The sequence below is a fragment of the Alkalihalobacillus sp. AL-G genome (assembly GCF_030643805.1).
GTDB lineage: Bacteria > Bacillota > Bacilli > Bacillales > Fictibacillaceae > Pseudalkalibacillus.
Genome location: NZ_CP094656.1, coordinates 3245973 through 3263357 on the forward strand (window position 1 = coordinate 3245973; position 17385 = coordinate 3263357).

Annotated in this window: 17 protein-coding genes and 1 pseudogene; 3 read left to right on the forward strand and 15 right to left on the reverse strand. The window is 39.9% G+C overall.

Annotated features, from left to right (window positions below; all coding sequences use genetic code 11):
- Window positions 1–195 precede the first annotated feature (195 nt).
- The gene (locus MOJ78_RS16635; RefSeq protein ID WP_304978451.1) at window positions 196–531 is read right to left on the reverse strand and encodes an ArsR/SmtB family transcription factor; all 336 of its coding nucleotides are present in this window, start codon (window positions 529–531) and stop codon (window positions 196–198) included.
- Between the two features lie 205 nt (window positions 532–736).
- Here MOJ78_RS16635 and MOJ78_RS16640 point away from each other — a divergent pair, with 205 nt between their 5' ends.
- A complete protein-coding gene (locus MOJ78_RS16640; protein WP_304978452.1) occupies window positions 737–916 on the forward strand; it encodes a hypothetical protein in 180 nt (59 codons plus the stop codon).
- Between the two features lie 264 nt (window positions 917–1180).
- Window positions 1181–3199, forward strand: a complete 2019-nt coding sequence (locus MOJ78_RS16645; protein WP_304978453.1) for an esterase/lipase family protein — start codon at window positions 1181–1183, stop codon at window positions 3197–3199.
- 65 nt (window positions 3200–3264) lie between these two features.
- Here the strand turns inward: MOJ78_RS16645 and MOJ78_RS16650 are convergent, their stop codons facing one another.
- The 12 genes and pseudogenes from MOJ78_RS16650 to MOJ78_RS16705 form a co-directional block, all read right to left on the reverse strand.
- A complete protein-coding gene (locus MOJ78_RS16650; protein ID WP_304978454.1) occupies window positions 3265–4479 on the reverse strand; it encodes a type III PLP-dependent enzyme in 1215 nt (404 codons plus the stop codon).
- Between the two features lie 5 nt (window positions 4480–4484).
- Window positions 4485–5714 carry an MFS transporter gene (locus MOJ78_RS16655; RefSeq protein WP_304978455.1) on the reverse strand — a complete coding sequence of 410 codons (1230 nt, stop codon included), beginning with the start codon at window positions 5712–5714 and terminating at the stop codon, window positions 4485–4487.
- Window positions 5702–7711, reverse strand: coding sequence for an IucA/IucC family protein (locus tag MOJ78_RS16660; protein WP_304978456.1), 2010 nt, complete (start codon window positions 7709–7711; stop codon window positions 5702–5704). The genes MOJ78_RS16655 and MOJ78_RS16660 overlap by 13 nt, the downstream gene beginning before the upstream one ends.
- A complete protein-coding gene (locus MOJ78_RS16665; RefSeq protein WP_304978457.1) occupies window positions 7695–9587 on the reverse strand; it encodes an IucA/IucC family protein in 1893 nt (630 codons plus the stop codon). The genes MOJ78_RS16660 and MOJ78_RS16665 overlap by 17 nt, the downstream gene beginning before the upstream one ends.
- A gap of 212 nt (window positions 9588–9799) precedes the next feature.
- Window positions 9800–9953, reverse strand: a pseudogene (locus MOJ78_RS16670) (DUF817 family protein); the annotation flags it as partial.
- A gap of 24 nt (window positions 9954–9977) precedes the next feature.
- On the reverse strand, window positions 9978–10760 hold the full coding sequence (locus MOJ78_RS16675) for a class I SAM-dependent methyltransferase (RefSeq protein ID WP_304978458.1): 783 nt from the start codon (window positions 10758–10760) through the stop codon (window positions 9978–9980).
- A 19-nt stretch (window positions 10761–10779) separates the two neighbouring features.
- Window positions 10780–11361 carry a hypothetical protein gene (locus MOJ78_RS16680; protein WP_304978459.1) on the reverse strand — a complete coding sequence of 194 codons (582 nt, stop codon included), beginning with the start codon at window positions 11359–11361 and terminating at the stop codon, window positions 10780–10782.
- A gap of 14 nt (window positions 11362–11375) precedes the next feature.
- Window positions 11376–12575 (reverse strand): ABC transporter permease, encoded by a 1200-nt coding sequence (locus MOJ78_RS16685; RefSeq protein WP_304978460.1) that lies wholly within the window; start codon window positions 12573–12575, stop codon window positions 11376–11378.
- Window positions 12576–12775: 200 nt separating this feature from the next.
- Window positions 12776–13183: a hypothetical protein gene (locus MOJ78_RS16690; RefSeq protein ID WP_304978461.1), complete on the reverse strand. Its 408-nt coding sequence runs from the start codon at window positions 13181–13183 to the stop codon at window positions 12776–12778.
- Between the two features lie 12 nt (window positions 13184–13195).
- Window positions 13196–14032 (reverse strand): permease prefix domain 1-containing protein, encoded by an 837-nt coding sequence (locus tag MOJ78_RS16695; RefSeq protein ID WP_304978462.1) that lies wholly within the window; start codon window positions 14030–14032, stop codon window positions 13196–13198.
- Window positions 14019–14354, reverse strand: a complete 336-nt coding sequence (locus MOJ78_RS16700) for a PadR family transcriptional regulator (RefSeq protein ID WP_304978463.1) — start codon at window positions 14352–14354, stop codon at window positions 14019–14021. Before MOJ78_RS16700 ends, MOJ78_RS16695 begins: the two co-directional genes overlap by 14 nt.
- A gap of 240 nt (window positions 14355–14594) precedes the next feature.
- On the reverse strand, window positions 14595–15074 hold the full coding sequence (locus tag MOJ78_RS16705; RefSeq protein WP_304978464.1) for a hypothetical protein: 480 nt from the start codon (window positions 15072–15074) through the stop codon (window positions 14595–14597).
- A 147-nt stretch (window positions 15075–15221) separates the two neighbouring features.
- Here MOJ78_RS16705 and MOJ78_RS16710 point away from each other — a divergent pair, with 147 nt between their 5' ends.
- Entirely contained in the window at window positions 15222–16634 is a 1413-nt protein-coding gene (locus MOJ78_RS16710; protein ID WP_304978465.1) for a glycoside hydrolase family 18 protein, read from the forward strand.
- Between the two features lie 102 nt (window positions 16635–16736).
- Here the strand turns inward: MOJ78_RS16710 and MOJ78_RS16715 are convergent, their stop codons facing one another.
- Together MOJ78_RS16715 and MOJ78_RS16720 are read right to left on the reverse strand one after the other, a co-directional pair.
- Window positions 16737–16985, reverse strand: coding sequence for a hypothetical protein (locus MOJ78_RS16715; protein WP_304978466.1), 249 nt, complete (start codon window positions 16983–16985; stop codon window positions 16737–16739).
- Window positions 16982–17335: a hypothetical protein gene (locus MOJ78_RS16720; protein ID WP_304978467.1), complete on the reverse strand. Its 354-nt coding sequence runs from the start codon at window positions 17333–17335 to the stop codon at window positions 16982–16984. The genes MOJ78_RS16715 and MOJ78_RS16720 overlap by 4 nt, the downstream gene beginning before the upstream one ends.
- Window positions 17336–17385: the final 50 nt, after the last annotated feature.

The window sequence follows — 17385 nt, forward strand, 5'->3', positions numbered from 1 at the left end:
CACCCTCAATTGCTCGATACTCCGTAAACACTGTGTCAAGTTCTTCTTCAGACTTGAAGATCATTCGCCTCGTGAGCTCAGTTTTATTGTATTGCTCTTTAAACGTTCATTTTCTCCATCGCCATGGGAGTATTCGAGTCGTTCATGGGGCACGCCTCATTGTAAGTAAGTTTTTTTTAATACACATTGGCAGGACTACTGCTTGTCGTCATGGTCCACTTCCTTTCTTTGCAGGTCCTGCAGGTAATCGTCCAAGCGGTCGAACCTCTCGTTCCAGATATGTCGGTAGGATTCCAACCAGGATTCAAGTTCTTTGAACGGTTCTGCCCTCAGCTTGTAGATCCGTCGATTGGCGACTGCTTGCACCTCGACAAGCCCTGCGTTGCTAAGTACACGAAGATGTTTGGAAGCTTGTGGCTGTTTAAGCCCGAGTCGATCGGCAATTTCCCCCACTGTGAGAGGTCCGTCACGTAAAAGTTCTACAATATACAATCGGTTGGGCTCAGCAAGAGCATTCAAAGTTGTTTTCATGAATATAATATACCTCATAAGGAATATTCATGTCAAGGAATATTAAAAAAGATTATTCAGCTACTGATACAAACTTTACATTCATACGTTTAAAAAGGATATACACAAAAAAGGATTGAAATATAAGTTAAGTATGGGGAGCCCCTAATCATAAAGTATATTAGTTAATAGAAGGTTGAAATATGGGAATTAAGGTGGGATTCATTTGAAGTATGGAAGGTACTTTATTAAACTTTCAATACCTGTTTTGCTGGTGGTCATTGGTCTTACTGGTGCAATAAATTCTTTCTTTGTAAATGAATTTGCTTATTACTTATCGATTGGACTAATCATCTTGGGGATCATCGGTTTCTTATTTTTGTTCTTCTCTAAAATCAGCCGATAAAACTAAAAAGATTTCCTTTAGTTGAAAGAATATGAGCTTGGTGAAAAATCCAGGCTCTTTTTGTCGTCCTTTTTTCGTGTGTTTGTCGTTATTGCCCAATTATTGTTGAAATGGTTAGTAAAATTCTCCTTATTATCGTTAATGGTTCCTTTAAATGAATGTAGATATAGAAATAACATATTTTGTAAGGGTGTGCTATTACATTTTGGGAATTAACGAAGACACATCGTACTGTCACAGAATCTTAATCTAGGAGGTTTAATGATGAGAAAAGGCTTTGCTTTTTTAACAGTTATTGCCCTTGTAAGCTCTATCTTATCCCCAACCAGTATGGCAAAGACGGGTGAATTTGTTCAAGGAACTGGAATAAACAGCACTCTAAAATTCGCACCTGATGAAGACTATGATCATGATGGTTTAACGAATCAGAAAGAGGACGATATGGGCCTGAACATACTCGAAGAAGATACGGACTATGATCAAATTCGTGACGGCGATGAGGTGTCAAGCTATACTACAGATCCAACTAAATCAGATAGTGATCATGACGGATTGGATGATGGTGATGAACTTTTTGAATTAAACCAAAACCCTTTAGATCCTGATCAAAACAAAAATGGTATTGAAGATGGTAAAGAAACAAGGACGGTACCGCTCATTAAAAATGATTTCGGGATTAAAGGGAATGTGACTGGTGTAGGTTCGATTTATGGCCAATATTCAATGGAACAAAATCCGATCATCATGCTGAATAAAATCAATACGATCAAAACCATATATTTTGACACACTTAACAAGGGGTTGCTATTCAACGTTGAAATTCCGGTTCACACCAAGCTGGATGATCCTCTCCTTCTCATTTATAGACATAAATCAGGACAGTTGAAGCCTGTTAAAACACAACAGTATGAACAAGAAGAACAAGTTATAACTGCCGAATTCAAAGGTGGAGGAACCCTTGTTGTCGTTTCAGAAAAAGCCTATCAAACGTCTAAGATCCCAGCTAATGCAAACCTTACTAAACTATCAAAAGTACCTATTGATCAAAACATTCAAATAGCTGGTATTCCGGGGTTAACAATCAGCCAGGAAATGCGAAGTCAAAGGAAAACTGATCGAAAGGGCAAGGCTATAACCGACCCTAATATCATCATTTTTAAAGAAAAAAGACAGTTTAGGGACGAAAAAATGAGCGGGTCGAAACAAATAGTCAGCAAAGCCTTTTATAAGATTGGGTCTATATATTCAGATGGCACTCAAACATACGCCACCTTATCCGCCGTATCAACCGAAAGCGGCAATCAGCCAACGATCATGGTTCATGGATTAAACTCGAATACATCAAGATGGGGATTTGATAAGCTTTGGCAAAATGACGACAATATCCCAGAGGCGGATGAATATATCAATAGTTATGAAAGCTTTACCGGAAGAGAATACTCAAATGGATACGATTCCTCTTATGGGAATTATGATGTCCACTATTTAGGCGATGCTGGTGACCAAGGTGATTTAGGCTGGCAGCTGAATCTCGATTTCTACTACACTCCAAACGTTGATCTTTTCGGTTTCAATTATGAACATAATGGTCATGTTGGAGAAGGTGCAGCTTGGTTGAGACATTATATTGGGGATTTAGAAAGCTTAGGCTACATCAACTCCTACGATGATATAAATCTTGTAGCACATAGTAAAGGCGGTTTAATCTCAAGGTATCTTATCGAAAATCTAGGTTACAGTTATTATGTGGACCGTTTGATGACATTTGGCACCCCGCATTTCGGATCAGACCGAGTGTTCTTCGGAACCGACATGGATCGTTTTGGAAGTGAGTTATGGGGTACAGATTCTGGAGACGATTACTGTAACCAATTCACAAATAATCATGATTTTACGTTGTACTTTGCTGTAGGTGCTTGGGAGAAGGATGATGTGCCGAATAACATCGAAAACAGATGGATACTTGCTCCAAATCTTAACGGAACGCCTAATCACGTATATTACAGTTATCATCAGGACGTTACCGATTTATTTAATCAAAGCGGCATGTTCTTTAGCAGCACGCCAGAAATTCACGATACTTGGGTGAATATCGATACCGCTCTTGGGTCTGATGATGACAAAATGGACAATAACGGTATCAGTCCTGGAACCCTGCCAAAAGTCAACATGCATAAACGGTGGTATCTTTTTGATGAGGTTTATGGAAATCATAGTGAAATGACAGAGCATGCTGATGCGGATAATGAAACGTACATGGTCTTATCTGGGCAATATGACTAATTATAACTACCAAGGTCAGTTTATTCCGTAAGCTGACCTTGGTAACCATTTAAAAAGGTTTTAGATCAATCGATATAATGCACTTCAGGGTAAGGATGAGATAGAAAGTCTCGATGGGAAATCGACCATCCGTAGGCACCTGTAAACATAAAAATAATAAGGTCACCTACTTTCAATTCGTTTACATATTCATGTTTCGCTAATACATCGTTTGGGGTGCAGAGTTCACCAGTGATGGTCACATATGAATTTGAAATCATCGGCCGTTCGAACGGGTAATCCCACTTAGCAACCGGATGAACGAAGAACGGGTGGCTCATTTTCCATGCAGCCGGTAAACGGAAATGATGAGAGCCTCCCCTCAATAACGCAAATTGTTCTCCATGGTTCTCTTTTATGTCAATCACTTCGGCAGTGTAATATCCACAATCGGCTACCATATAGCGTCCTAATTCGAGAATCAGTTTAAACCCTTCCGCTCCGTATCGTTTTTGCAAAGTATGAAGACCTTGTGAGAGAATATCCCATTCAAATGGTGCATCGGCATTAAAATAGTTGATTCCAACCCCTCCGCCGACATTGACAACAGATAAGGAAAGCCGATGTTCTCTACTCCAGCTAATAGCTTTCTTGATACATAGTTCGATAAAGTTAACATGTCTTTCGGCATCAAGGTTGTTGGACATCGCATGAAAGTGAAAGCCTTTGAATTCTAAGTTCGGAGAAACCGACAATTTTCTTAAAAGTTGCGGGACATGCCGCTCATCCACCCCAAACTGAGTTGGAACACCAGACATTTTCAAATGGCTATCAGAGACGTCATCCTTCAGGTTCACTCGAACAATAATAGGAATGGTCGTACCCGCTTTATCTCCCCAGTATTGAAGTCGTTTCAAATCATGAAAGCTCTCAACATTCGTCCATTGAACATCTCCATGAACAATATGTTTAATCTCATATTCTTTTTTTGCAGGTGCTCCAAATATAACCGGCTTTATAGAAATCGTTTTTGCTGTCTGGATTTCTCCTGCTGAAGCTGCGTCAAAGCCGTCGACTATTTCATCCAGTACTTTTAAAATTCGGATATCCGGATTCGCTTTCATGGCATAAAAGAGATAACAAAAATCCGGTAGAGATTGTTTGATCCTGATTGCATGATCCTTCAGTTTTTTCAAATTGTAGATATATGCACAAAAGGAATCCCCTTCCGCCCTCTTTTCAATCAGACAATCTATAAATTCATTTACTGCTGCTTCTTGATCCTCGATAGTTAACATCATTGTCTTCATTCCTGTCCATTCCATAGATTTTTTCTTAGAAGGGTGATACATAAGGTTGAAAGAATACAGCCCAATCCCATGAAAAGGCCGGCTGAATAGGCTCCAAAGGAACTTCCAACCCATCCGACAATCAGCGCTCCTAAAGGGATGTAACCGCGATCCATTAAGGCTATGCTGAGTACTCTTCCCCTGTATCGTTCTGAAACGTTTAATTGAAGGACCACTCTGCTCAAAGTCCTGTAAAATTGGCTTGCTAATCCAATCAAGAACATGAATAGTAGGATAAGGGTGTAGCTGTGGTTAAATAAAGTAAAGAAGCACAGCCCTGTTCCAAAACCAAGTGCTGACAAGACTAACAACCTCCGAGAATTATTCGGCTGTCCGATCGATAATAGGATCGTAGAAACAATGGCTCCCACGGATGAAACGGAGAGCAATAATCCAAACCCGTCAGGTCCCATTCCGAGAAGTTCCTTTGAAAAAATCGGAAGCATCGTCGTATATGGAAAACCAAAAACCATTGGAGCGATCGCAATTAATAAGACAGAGAGCACTTTCGGGTTTTGATCAATATATCGGAATGTTTCTTTGATTGATTCTTTGTTTCCCTGTTTTTCATCTGACTTCCCATTCTGCTCGATCGGTTGAATTAAAAATAAGGATATCATTGCAAATAGAGAACCAAGTGATACAAAATACATTAGTATACCGGGACTTGAATGAACGAGTAATACGCCAGCAAGCGCAGGACCAATGATTCTCGACAAATTGATGATTGTTGTTTGGATCGCTATCCCGTTCGCCAGCATGGATTTGGGGACAAGGTCTGACAAAAAGGCATTTCGGATCGGGACTTCGATTGTCGATAAGAAGGACCGAACCGTGATCGCTGTTAACAACCAGAAGATCGGAAGTTTTTCTTGGACGAACATAGCGATTAGGAATGTCGAAATACACAGTCCAAAATAGGCCAAGGTCAGCATTTTTAGGCGATCGAACCGATCAGCCAGAATTCCAGCTGGGAGGCTGAAAAAGAAAATCGGCAACAGCCTGCATGCATTTAATAGACCAAGCATCAATGGCGAATTCGTCCATTGATAAACGACCCAATTAAGTATCGTCAAATCCATCCACTCGGAGGTGCGGATAAGAAAGCTCCCATATAAAAATCTCCGGAAGGATGTAGATTGCAGTGCAAAAAATCCTTGTAGCGGAAAGGTGTTTATTTTTTCCAAGCTGATTCTTCCTTGTTCGACAATGGGTTCGGAACGGTACTGTAACAATAACCATGATCAGGATACAGGCGCATTTTCGTCAATGCCTTATGCTCTACACATGGTTTATATAGACGCTCTGAATCCTTTTTAGATGAGTAGATGTCTTGAGATAACAGAGATTTGAAGCTTTCATCACAAGCGTTTCTTACCTTTTCCCATAATAGACCCTCGGATAATTCAGAGTACTGACATAACTGAACGATGAATTCTCCTAAGTGATTTTGGAAGACTGTGTAATAGATTTTGTTCCACATATCCGTTTCGCGATCGGTTACCGATACCGAGTCAGGATAAAATTCGGGTTTGATGTCTTGTTGGTGGAGGCGTTCGAGGAAGATTCTCGACCCTCCCCAATCTCTGAAGTAAAACCGAACCAGCTGCCCATTTTTAAATACAGGTACACTATTTTGCAAGTGTCCTTCAAGCGCCACTCCGTATTTCACCATTAAAGTTAAATAGCCAGGAATGATGATAGAGAGGTAGTCTTCTAAAAAGGAAACGGCCCCCTGATGCATATCGAGTCCTTGATGACAGCAATATTCGTCCACTAATTCACTTAATATCGTTTTCCCTGAAACTGGTGAACTATTATATAAGCTGCAGCCTGCAATCGCTAACTCACCTTGCTGGAGTTGCCCATCCAAGCTTTCTCTCACCACGACGGTCAGGTTTCTTGACTGATCTGTACGATGAGATCGAAAGCTATAGCCTGCCACCTCGTTAATCGGCTGGAATTTATCCAGAGTCGGCTCCCTTTCCAAGATTTGTTTCATCATATTTGTAAAAGTGACAGAGTTCATCGCAGTTTGTGTTGAAATCGATCGTACCGTTGAAGTCATCTGACTGTTTATTGCAAGCTTCAACGCTGGCTTTCCAGTAACTTTCGGCCAAATCGTTCTGAATGATGATGACGGTGATCCTTGAATCGTTATATCATCTAAAAAAATGATTTCTCTATTCTCAATCTCAAATGAATAGATCGAGGGAATTGCATGCTCATATTGCCATTCATGAACAGGGAGTATCAAATATTTTTCCGGATTCAAGCCGCTTTTCCTCATCGCGAGCTCGTAATCGTTCATAATCTCAGGAAACGCAGATTCAATATAGTCTGGCTGATCCCCTGTCCAAATCAGTTTATCCCTTTTTACCGCAACAAAGCGAATCAATTGCAATTGATGAAATTCAGGTGAAAATCGGAAAACATCACAAGGTGACATACCTGTCTTTGTCTTGGCACCCGGGTGTAAATGGTGTCCTTCCGTAGAAAGCTGTTCAAAAAAGAGTGAAGAACTCCACAATGTGTCCTGGGAATTTTTAACACGTGCATATTCCGTCGACGTCTTCACGTTCAGTCCTTCCGCTTCCTTCTGTACTTCCTGCTTCCATTGTTCAAGATAAGAAAGTGCTAAAAGGTAATTTCCTGTTCCATTATCCAGCTCACTTTGTAGGTTTTGTACATCTCTCGGAAGCTTGTGGGCAATCATCGAAAGCAGCTCGCCTGCCGTCTCCACGATTTGAACCCTCTTTTCTTTGATCAGCAAAATATCGTCTGTTAGGATCATTCTGCCAAAAGCGAACTCTTTTTCGATCGGGAATACGAGAAGCTGTTGGTCCAAACGATAAATGCGATACGAGATTTCTTCGCGAAGATTTTGTTGTTGAAGTTGACGCAGCAACCCTTTCCAGCTTTCATTCAACCCTTCGAAGCCGATGACCAAAACAGAACCGATTTTTTTCATCGTAATCGATTTTGAATAAAGTCCAATAATATCTTCACGTAGTAAAGAAGCAGCAAGCTTATGAAGCACCCCCTTCCTTCCTTGATTTAAAACATTTAGATAATAAGAAACGAGTTGTGGATGATGTTCCTGTAGAAATTGGAGGCATTGTCTCTCTTCCTTATGTAGTTCCGATGATGTATTTATTTTTACTGTTTCAGTCAGCATGTTCATATACACCTTCCTTTTGTTCCAACATTGGATTCGGTACGGATACGTAAGCATTTTCCGACACTTGTTCGCTCAGCCTCATTTTGACGAGCGCTTTTAAAGATGTGAAAGGTGAGGAGAGTTCCCTTTCCAATTCCTCTGCCTGTACCCTACAATCTTCATCCTTTTTCAGGTCGTCAATCGTTGAATAGATGACTTCTTTCACGGATCTCCACACCTTTCTTTCTGCGATACCAAGTTCTTTGCTAACATGTACAATCATTTCGCCAACATGATTGTGAAAGAGAGCATGAGAAAACATCGTAAACAAATCCTTGGTAGAGTCAGTTAATAGATTCGTGCTGTTATCAATCGTTTCCGCACCTGTCATTTGGTCCAGTCGATCTCGTTTGATACGAATTCCACCATTATCCCTGAGGAGGAAACGAACTGGTCGTCCTTGCTGAAACACGGGAATCGCATTTTGGAGATGAGCTTCTAAACTGATCCCATACTTGACCATTAACGTGATCAAACCCGGAAATAGTACTGTTGTGTAGACCTTCATGTATTCAATCGCAGCTTCTTCCATATTTATTTGCATTGACCGACCGTACGCCTCAATCAATTCGACTAGAATTAACTTCCCTGTAAAAGGAGATTGGCTGATCAAGAATGCAGCTGGTACAGCAATTTCTTCATCTTGTAGGTCTGCTTCAGGATTTTCTCGTACGAGAGCGGACAGGTTTTTCATTAAAAACATGTCCTCCTCATTGGCATGGGACTGATAATGTCCACCGGCTTTTTCCGCTAAAAACTGTAGCGTACTCCCGATTGACGGATCATTTAGTTGAATCTTCTTTAAAAGGGCAGAGATTACTGGGCCGTTCGATACAGAAGCTGGTGATACGATTCGCTTCGCACTTGTCATCTGGACATCGACCGCTGTTTTTATGTGATGATGTGTTCGGCTGCCTGTTGGGGCAAGTGACCGGAAAGACATGAGTGCATCTGTTGGAATACTTGTTTTTTCAAGTGGCACGATTACTCCTTGATCTATTTCAGATTGAAAGCGAATTTTGATCGTATGCTCAAACTGCCAAGGGTGGATCGGAATCAATTCGTAATCCCCTAGTCCTTTAGATGTAAGCTCACGAAATGCCTTTTCTACTTCGGGATATTCGTTAATCAGCATTTCTGTCATGGAATACTCATCCATTGACGACATCCTTACATGATCCCGATGGACGGCAACTGGAATTACATTTGGATTTCCTTCCCACTCCGGTGAAAAATTCATCACGTCATCTGTTGATAAGCCTAGTCTTGTTTTTGAGCAGGGATGAAGTGTATGACCCTCGATCACCCACTGTTCTGCAAATACAAGAGGACTGAAGTTAGGTTTCACTTTCTTTTCTTTAAGAAGATAGGAAAATACATCTCCTCCCCATGACAGTTTTTCTTTACGTAATTCAGCAGCGGTTAAAGCAAGAGCATAATTGACCACTGAGTTCTCAAGTTCAATTACTAAACTCTCCTGTTTGATAGAAAGCAATTTTATAAATTCAACAGGATGATCGACTTTTCTCCTGCTGCCTTTAAAGGAGTAGAATAGATCTCCGCTGATCTCGATATGGTGTAGCGAATATCTTTTGGATACGGGTACAACCAGCTTCCCATCCTCATAAACGGGAATGGTGACTTCAAAGTCGCCATCCTTTTTGTACCACGTTGCTTTTACAACTTCCTCTCTTAAAAGTGCCTGAATCAGCTGATGAAGAGTACGCTTCCGAGCCATCGGAAGAAAACGTTGAAAAATGGTTGAGTATACTGGATGCTTTTTATGTAAACAATCTAGGACGGTCTTTTCGTTTTCCCTGTAAAAGATCAATTGATTCATATCTTACCTCCACTCTTTTTATTGAGAATGATTATCACTACGCATTATACTTTAAATGAAAACGATTATCATTGTCAATTACCTTTTAATAAAATAAGCCGATAGACACAATTATCTACTTTCTGCTTAATGGCAAAAATAAAAAAACACCTCACATTAAGGAACGAGTCCTTTTGTGAAGTGCATAACCTGCATTGATATCCATATACGCCTCAAATTGAAACACACTCTAGTTCAACAAGAACTTCAACGAATGAGCTGATCTTCCCAAGGTTCACCCAATCCCAAACCGTCTCTCTGGTTCGGGTATTGCCACGCGCCGAAAAAGGTAGTTATATTTTCAGCGATCCAAAGGAACAATACGATTGTCAACATCCATCTGTTGCTGAATTATTTCTTTTCAGCAATGACGAAAGCATAGTCTCCTAGATCACTGCTGTAGTTTGCTAAAACATCATTGATCTTATTCGTTTCGATGTCTCTTTTCAATCTTGAACAACCTTCTTCAATTTCTTCCCTTGAAGCAATATTTACGAAAGTGGAAATTCCTGAACGTACGTTTTCGTCTAAATACATCTTCGGTTCATATTTCCCGCTGTAAAGGAAAAAATCCTGTAAGTCAGGCTGCATTAAAAAGGTCTCTTGTCCAATGATTGCAAATCCAGCTTCTCTTAGTGTATCGGTTACTTTTGATAAGGATGGCATTTGTTCTGCTGAGTCTCTGATTGCTTCGGGAAAATACTCTTTAAGCCAATAGTTCTCCATTTGTTCAGGAGATGAGGTGAAAATTACGAATCTCCCCTTATCAATCACTCGAAATACTTCTTGGAACGGGGCACTAAGATTGTCGAAATGATGAATGGACAAAGTACAAGTTGCCCCGTCAAATGTACTTTTTGAGTATGGTAGATTCTGTGCATCAGCTATGTCCAATTTGATAGACTTTGATTTTGACTTTGCTTTCGTGATCATCTCTGCTGAAATGTCCACACCAGTCATATGTAGTCCTAATCCTTCTAACGCAATTGTATAATTGCCAGTACCGCAAGCAATATCAACAACTGATGCTCCGTCTGAAACTTGCAGGTGGCTTTTCAATCGTCTCGCAATTTCAGGATCAGCTCGCCGTGTCGTATCATAGGTTTTTCCGATACCATCATATAATATAGCCAAAAGTTTGCCCTCCAATTAATTAAGTTGTCGACAATGCCTTGATACATTCCTCTCTAACTTTCCATAGGCTGTCTACATCGAAACGACCCTCTAACCGATTATCCTGTATCCATTTATTTAAATATAAACGATGAAATTGAGTTTTATGGTGTCCAATCTCATCATGTTGGATTTCCTCTTCTGTTAAAAATACCTCAATAGGTTCATTTTTTACATCAAGTCTGGTAAAGTCAAATCGTTCATTGTCATATTTCAAATAACAATGGGCTTCTGGGATCGCGTTTAACCTATGGTTTTCAAGGACTTGTCCGATTCCTGGAGTATTCCTTTTATCCATTTCATAAATTCCAGTCACTAATTTTATGTCTGCGATTCCTTGTTCATTACATAATGCCGATAGCAGAGCGTGTTTTGTGCTGCAAGTCCCCTGTTCTTCCTTAAGGACTAATCGATAATCCGCTCGATTAGCATTTCTTCCGTATGGTAACGTCCCCACAAACGTAGCGGCCAGATGAAATTCACCAATTCCCCTCTCAATGAATTGTTCAGAAATGTACCCCCGGTGTTTGATTTTAAAGTTCGGCAACAAGTTGATTGTCATGTCAATATCCCCTTTTATTCCATCGTCTCAACAGAAAGGATTTCTCCGGTATTTACATCAACTACCCCTTCAAGCTTATACGGTAGATCCCCAAATCGAGCTTCATACGTGATGTACCATTTCTGATCACGAAGTTCATGTTGCCGTTGAAAAGGTTCAATCTTTGTCCTGAACTTTTCCTCCGTAACTTCCTCCCATGTCCCCTTTTGTTTGATGTAGTACTTCCCATTCTCTTTCCGTCTTGAATCGGATGCCATATGTTTATCCACCCAATCGTTCACCTTTTCATTTCCTCTTAAAATCGCAATGGCTTCTTGATAGGTAAAAGGAACTTCATCTTTCTTTTTGTACTTTGCATCGAAAAAGAACTGTGTTCGTTCCTGACAACTCAACCGAACCGGCTCCGTTATTTCATCTTTCCCACAAGAAGTGATCATATAGCCTTTAATGGGAAGTTCATAATTTTCAACTTTTGTAATCTTTTCGCTATTAACTATATATTTTTCTCCATCATATACGGCATAGGATGACCGGTTCCCCTCGCCCTTCAATACATACCAGGAATAGGAATTTTGCGGTTTAATTTCCTTCAAATCAAGTTCGTCCAATTTGGAGAAAAAGTACGAAGCTGTTATCATATTGTTTCGATGCCAACCGCCTCCTACACGATGTCTGTGTACAGTAAAAACTTGTTCTTCTACACTATAGGAATACCGATTGTATACTTTTCCTGATCGCTCTTGACTGACAACTTCAAAATTCATTTGACTGATTTCGCCTTCTTGACTATATTCTGCCTCGAAGTTTTGTAGTTTAGCATTGTTATTTATATCAAACTCTCCTTGAATCTTCTCCCAATTCCTTTGAAAATTGAAAGAATACAAGTTGTCCCCGCTTGCTTCAACCTCTCGCGGCCACTCGAATATATAATTCTCGATTGGGGAAATTATCAATTGTAAAGCAAATACCCCTAAACCAAGATAAGCTGACAGTTGTTTCACCTTAATATTTTGCACCGGGTGAAAGGCTATTAAATATACCAAGAAACCAATTGGAATCGCCCAGTTGTTGAGTGAGAAAGTAAAAGCTCCGAGCATATAATACCCAATCATTTTTAAAATCAAGTTTCCTTCTTCGTCTGTGCGCTTCCTATAAATAAAAACAAGTCCAATTATTGGTGCAATAAGAAATAAAATTAGTAGAATGGTCTTCATATTTCAACCTCCGAAATTGGGACACAATAATTTGAAAAAGACACCATCTTTAATGTTGATCGTGCCTGATTATGAAAAAAGCACAAATTTGTCAATTTAAAAATAGAATCTATCTCCCTCATTTCTAATTAGACAAATACTGCTAAAACCCTTCACAAAAAAACATGCGCAAGTCATTCGCACATGTTTCTGAACAGTGTCTAGTCTTTCATAAAACCAAATGGCGTAGATACAATTTTCTCTAGTCTGACTACACAAAGGGTAAAATCACCCAAAGACCCGTGAATGACTTTAGCTTCTTCGCCATTCCCTCTTTTTACAACCTTATATCGGATTTCTTTCCCGATTCCATCCTGTGCATTTCCTACAAAAAGGACTTCAACTTTCTCGCCAGGTTCAGTAGAAATCGTTATATACGTGTGGCCATTGAATTCAAACATCCCCTTACCATCAGGGCCGATTTCAGAATAGTTTTGTTTGAATTTTTCTGGTAAACTATCATAGGTCATAATTTCATATCCGATTTCTCCGTCTCCAAAATCCATCATATACACTACGATTGACATGACGATCAAAAAGGGAATAACACTTTTAGCAAATCGCTTCATACTTCTCCCCCATTAAGATACGATCAGACGTACCAGCTTTTCCTTCCATAGTTTGAATTCCTGAACTGAAACAATCTGTTGTAAAAATGCATATAACAAAAATACATTTAAAAATAGGACACCCATTTCTCCACTCGATTGGAATCTTGCAAGAAAAAGGCCAACTAAAAGCATTGCCCAATATTGAAAGCTTACATTACTCATTCTTTTCCATAATGGACTATAATTTTTACGATCTAACAACTGTTTGATCAAAATTACATACCACATCATATGTAATGTTACGAATTGAAAAAGTCCATCCGGTCCAGTTAATTGATTCCATTCTAGTGAAAAAAGCTGGTCAATATAAAGGTCAAATGTTAGGGGTGAATTGATTATTTTGGGTAAAAATTGAAAAAAGCAGCCGTAAATTGCAGCAAATCCCACTATGGATAAAATCGCATTCTTCTGTTGGCTTATAACAAAACGATAAATGAAATAAGCAAACATGAGAGGTAAAAATGGGACATACGGACGTGCTCCAATTAGAATAGCCGGTCCGATAAGAGTTGCCACAAGACAAACAATTCCAATCGTAATCTCTTTTTGAGCATGTTGCTTAACCGCACTTGGATACGTTTGATTCACTTCATCTTGAAGCATTTGAATCTCTCCAAATTGATCGATTGCGGTGCGAACGGCCTCTTCTTCAATTACATATTGTCTCCGTAATGATTCGTAGTGGTCATACAAATGCTGTATCCATTCTTCCTCTAGTTCCATCTTTTCTTCATTTTCAAGGTGTAAATCAGCAGTCAGTGTCTTAATGTAGTCATTGAATTCCTTAATCGAATCACGTTCCGACAATTCCATCACCTACGATTCGATGCATGACAGACTGAAACATATTCCATTCTTGTTTTTGATCATTCAATGCCTTCAACCCTACCTTTGTAACCCGGTAGTACTTACGGCGTGGTCCGTCAGTTGATTTCTCCCAGTAGCTTTCCACTAACCCTTTTAATTCCAGTCGTTTCAATGCCGGGTACAACGTTCCTTCTTTGTATTTGAGATACCCTTCACTGATTTCCCTTACCTTTTCGGTTATCTCATACCCGTACATATCTTTTTCCGAAAGTAACGACAATAGGATGATACCTGTACTCCCTTTTAATAGCTCTGTTTTCATATCATTCCTCCTCTATATAGGATTACTACTTACTGTATATCGTATCACGACATACTGGGAGAATACAATATATTTTACAAATGATTCCGATCAATAACAAAGGGCTTGTAAACACCTCGGTTTCAGAAGCCAAGCATTTTAATGGTCATTATCCGAAATAACATCATTATAAAATTTAATGACTCCCTCGCTCCACATCACTTTTTCAATAATGATCGGCTTAAAACCGCCGACTTCTATCTATTGAAAGGATTCACTACTCAATTTTACAAAACAGAGATCTTCAACTGGTGTCTTAATGATTTTCTCAACAATCTTTCCATCTTTTGAAAATAAATCCTTGATTCGTTCTCTGTCTTCATCATACAATAACCAAAGATTTTCTGGTTTCTTTGGTTGTTCTGCTTGTTTTTCACCTTTTTGTATTGGTCGCTCGTTTTTATGTACATCGGAAAGATTAAACTCTTTATCGGGAATCTTTATCTGTTCTAAAAGGCTGTTGGTTACAGTTAACTTTGTATCTAGTAGTTCGATCACCCCCGATAAACCGATGATGATCATTCCGTATACGAATGATGAGAACCAAGTGGAAAATGCAACTGACCATAGAAGCCCTTCTCTACTAGTACCAACGATTAAACCAAATACAAAACCTATACCCATTATAGCTACACCAATGATAATTAAGATTTTAGCTATTGTATTTTTCTTTTCAAACATACTTCGTACCCCTTTCCCTAATAGGTACATCATACTCCTTTCATCAATATTTAGGTTATAGATATCTAAGAACAATCCATCTAGTCATTAACACAACTTCTTTCCAGTGAATATTGTAAAAAAGAACTACTACAGGGAGAGGTTGCTGTGCAAATACATGTCGTGCAAAGTGGAGATACATTATGGCGTATCTCTCAACAGTATGGAGTGAATATGAATCAGATTGTCCGAGCCAATGATTTAGATGACCCCAATAGAATCGTAATTGGGCAGGCACTGGTCATTCCAGCGCCCTACCCACAATATTCAGTTCAACCTAGTGATACGCTCTGGGCGATTGCTCAACGTTTCGGAACGACCATACAAGAAATTTTAATCGTAAATCGACTCGTTAACCCTTCAGTCCTTTATGTTGGCCAGGTATTAACGATTCCGGTCTTATATCATACGATTCAACCCGGTGAAACATTATGGGTGATTGCAAGACGATATAATACGACCGTCGAAGCAATAGCTCAAGCGAATCAGATCGAGAACCCCGCGGTGATTTACAGCGGCCAACGGCTTCGAATTCCAGATGCGCCGAAACCAGTCATCGATGTGAATGCTTATACGACCACAATGTTACAGCCAGGTGCTGAATTAGTCGCACCATTGACCCCATTTTTCACCTATGTAACCCCGTTCAGTCATGGTTTTAGTGAAGATGGCAGTCTGACACCGTTGAATGACCAAGCAATCATTGCTGTTGCTTGGGAGAGAAATGTTGCGCCGCTTCTTGTTTTGACGAACTTTGTCGGGACCGAATTCAGCTCAGATCGTGCTGCGATTCTACTAAGGAATCCCGAGCTTCAAGAGACACTGATCACAAATATTTTAAACATGATAAGAGAAAAAGGGTACAGAGGCTTGAACATCGATTTTGAATATGTGTATCCAGAGGACCGGGAGAATTACAACAACTTCCTTCGACGGGTTGTGGCAAGGTTACGTCCTGAAGGGTATTCGGTTTCAACCGCACTTGCTCCAAAAGAAAACGCGGAACAACAAGGACTGCTTTATGAAGCCCATGATTATGCTGCTCATGGAGAGATTGTCGATTTCGTCGTGCTCATGACCTATGAGTGGGGTTGGGCAGGCGGTAGACCTTGGGCAATTGCACCAATCAATAAGGTCAGAGATATTCTCGATTATGCAGTAACTGCGATTCCTCGAGATAAAATACTAATGGGAGTTCCGTTATACGGACGGGATTGGAAAATTCCTTGGGTTGAGGGAACATACGCAAGGACGGTAAGCCCGAAAGAAGCAGTGAATCTTGCTCTACAATATGGGGTGGCAATCGAGTATGACGAAACGTATCAGTCGCCATTTTTCCGGTACACAGACGAAACCGGACAACAGCATGAGGTTTGGTTTGAGGATGCAAGGAGTGTGAATGTCAAATATCAAACCGTCAAAGACTATGGAATTCGAGGAATCAGCTATTGGGTGCTTGGTCCATCCTTCCCGCAAAACTGGCCAGTTCTTGCAGACCACTTTCGAGCGAGGAAAGTTTAACATCGTTACAACCCTGATTCCAACAATAAAGTTTCAGTAATCAGGGTTGTAATATTTTATTGACATTCATTCGTCAACCTAATTTTAGTTGATGTAACTATATCAACTCGTTTTATTTTTCCTTAGTAGAACCTTTGAGCTGGAATAGAATCCTGAAGCGGATAATCCGAGCATCAGTCCGAATAGTATTCCTGTTTTCAGTTGCTGTGGATATACATATATGATACTGATCGATAAACCGAAAATCACAGCAACAAGAGAGCTGTATTTCTTCGGCAGCCCCATCTGCTTCATCCATTCCGTTAGTCCCGTAATTAATGGAATTAATGCTACCTCAGAAATATCCATCATGATACTCCTCCCTCTTTGACAAGAAAAACCAAGCCATAGATTGCTAGAATCACCCATGGGATAAGGGAACTGATCACGGAAGCATAGAACTGTTTACGTGTCTCTCTTTTCTCACGTTCCTGTTCCTCAATTTTCATTAACGCACGATCCGCTCGTTCCAATGCTGTTTCAGCAATGTCTAACGCTTCTCGGCTTCGATTATCCGCTTCCTTCAATGAAGCACCCAGTATATTCAGCTTTTCCTCGATCCGTCCCATACCTACATTCAGTTCATCTATGATTCTAACCAATTCCTTGTGCGCGTCATACATTTCTCTTAACGGTATATGGACACCGTTACTGTTTGACATGGTCATTCACCCCTATCTATTTCTAAAAATAAGAGAAAGAGAGCACAAAT

Bases quoted from the DNA above. Each gene is read 5' to 3' on its own strand.
- MOJ78_RS16635 (WP_304978451.1), bottom strand. From the start codon at position 531: ATGAAAACAACTTTGAATGCTCTTGCTGAGCCCAACCGATTGTATATT.
- MOJ78_RS16645 (WP_304978453.1), top strand. From the start codon at position 1,181: ATGAGAAAAGGCTTTGCTTTTTTAACAGTTATTGCCCTTGTAAGCTCT.
- MOJ78_RS16650 (WP_304978454.1), bottom strand. From the start codon at position 4,479: ATGATGTTAACTATCGAGGATCAAGAAGCAGCAGTAAATGAATTTATA.
- MOJ78_RS16660 (WP_304978456.1), bottom strand. From the start codon at position 7,711: ATGAACATGCTGACTGAAACAGTAAAAATAAATACATCATCGGAACTA.
- MOJ78_RS16665 (WP_304978457.1), bottom strand. From the start codon at position 9,587: ATGAATCAATTGATCTTTTACAGGGAAAACGAAAAGACCGTCCTAGAT.
- MOJ78_RS16680 (WP_304978459.1), bottom strand. From the start codon at position 11,361: ATGACAATCAACTTGTTGCCGAACTTTAAAATCAAACACCGGGGGTAC.
- MOJ78_RS16685 (WP_304978460.1), bottom strand. From the start codon at position 12,575: ATGAAGACCATTCTACTAATTTTATTTCTTATTGCACCAATAATTGGA.
- MOJ78_RS16690 (WP_304978461.1), bottom strand. From the start codon at position 13,183: ATGAAGCGATTTGCTAAAAGTGTTATTCCCTTTTTGATCGTCATGTCA.
- MOJ78_RS16700 (WP_304978463.1), bottom strand. From the start codon at position 14,354: ATGAAAACAGAGCTATTAAAAGGGAGTACAGGTATCATCCTATTGTCG.
- MOJ78_RS16705 (WP_304978464.1), bottom strand. From the start codon at position 15,074: ATGTTTGAAAAGAAAAATACAATAGCTAAAATCTTAATTATCATTGGT.
- MOJ78_RS16715 (WP_304978466.1), bottom strand. From the start codon at position 16,985: ATGATGGATATTTCTGAGGTAGCATTAATTCCATTAATTACGGGACTA.
- MOJ78_RS16720 (WP_304978467.1), bottom strand. From the start codon at position 17,335: ATGTCAAACAGTAACGGTGTCCATATACCGTTAAGAGAAATGTATGAC.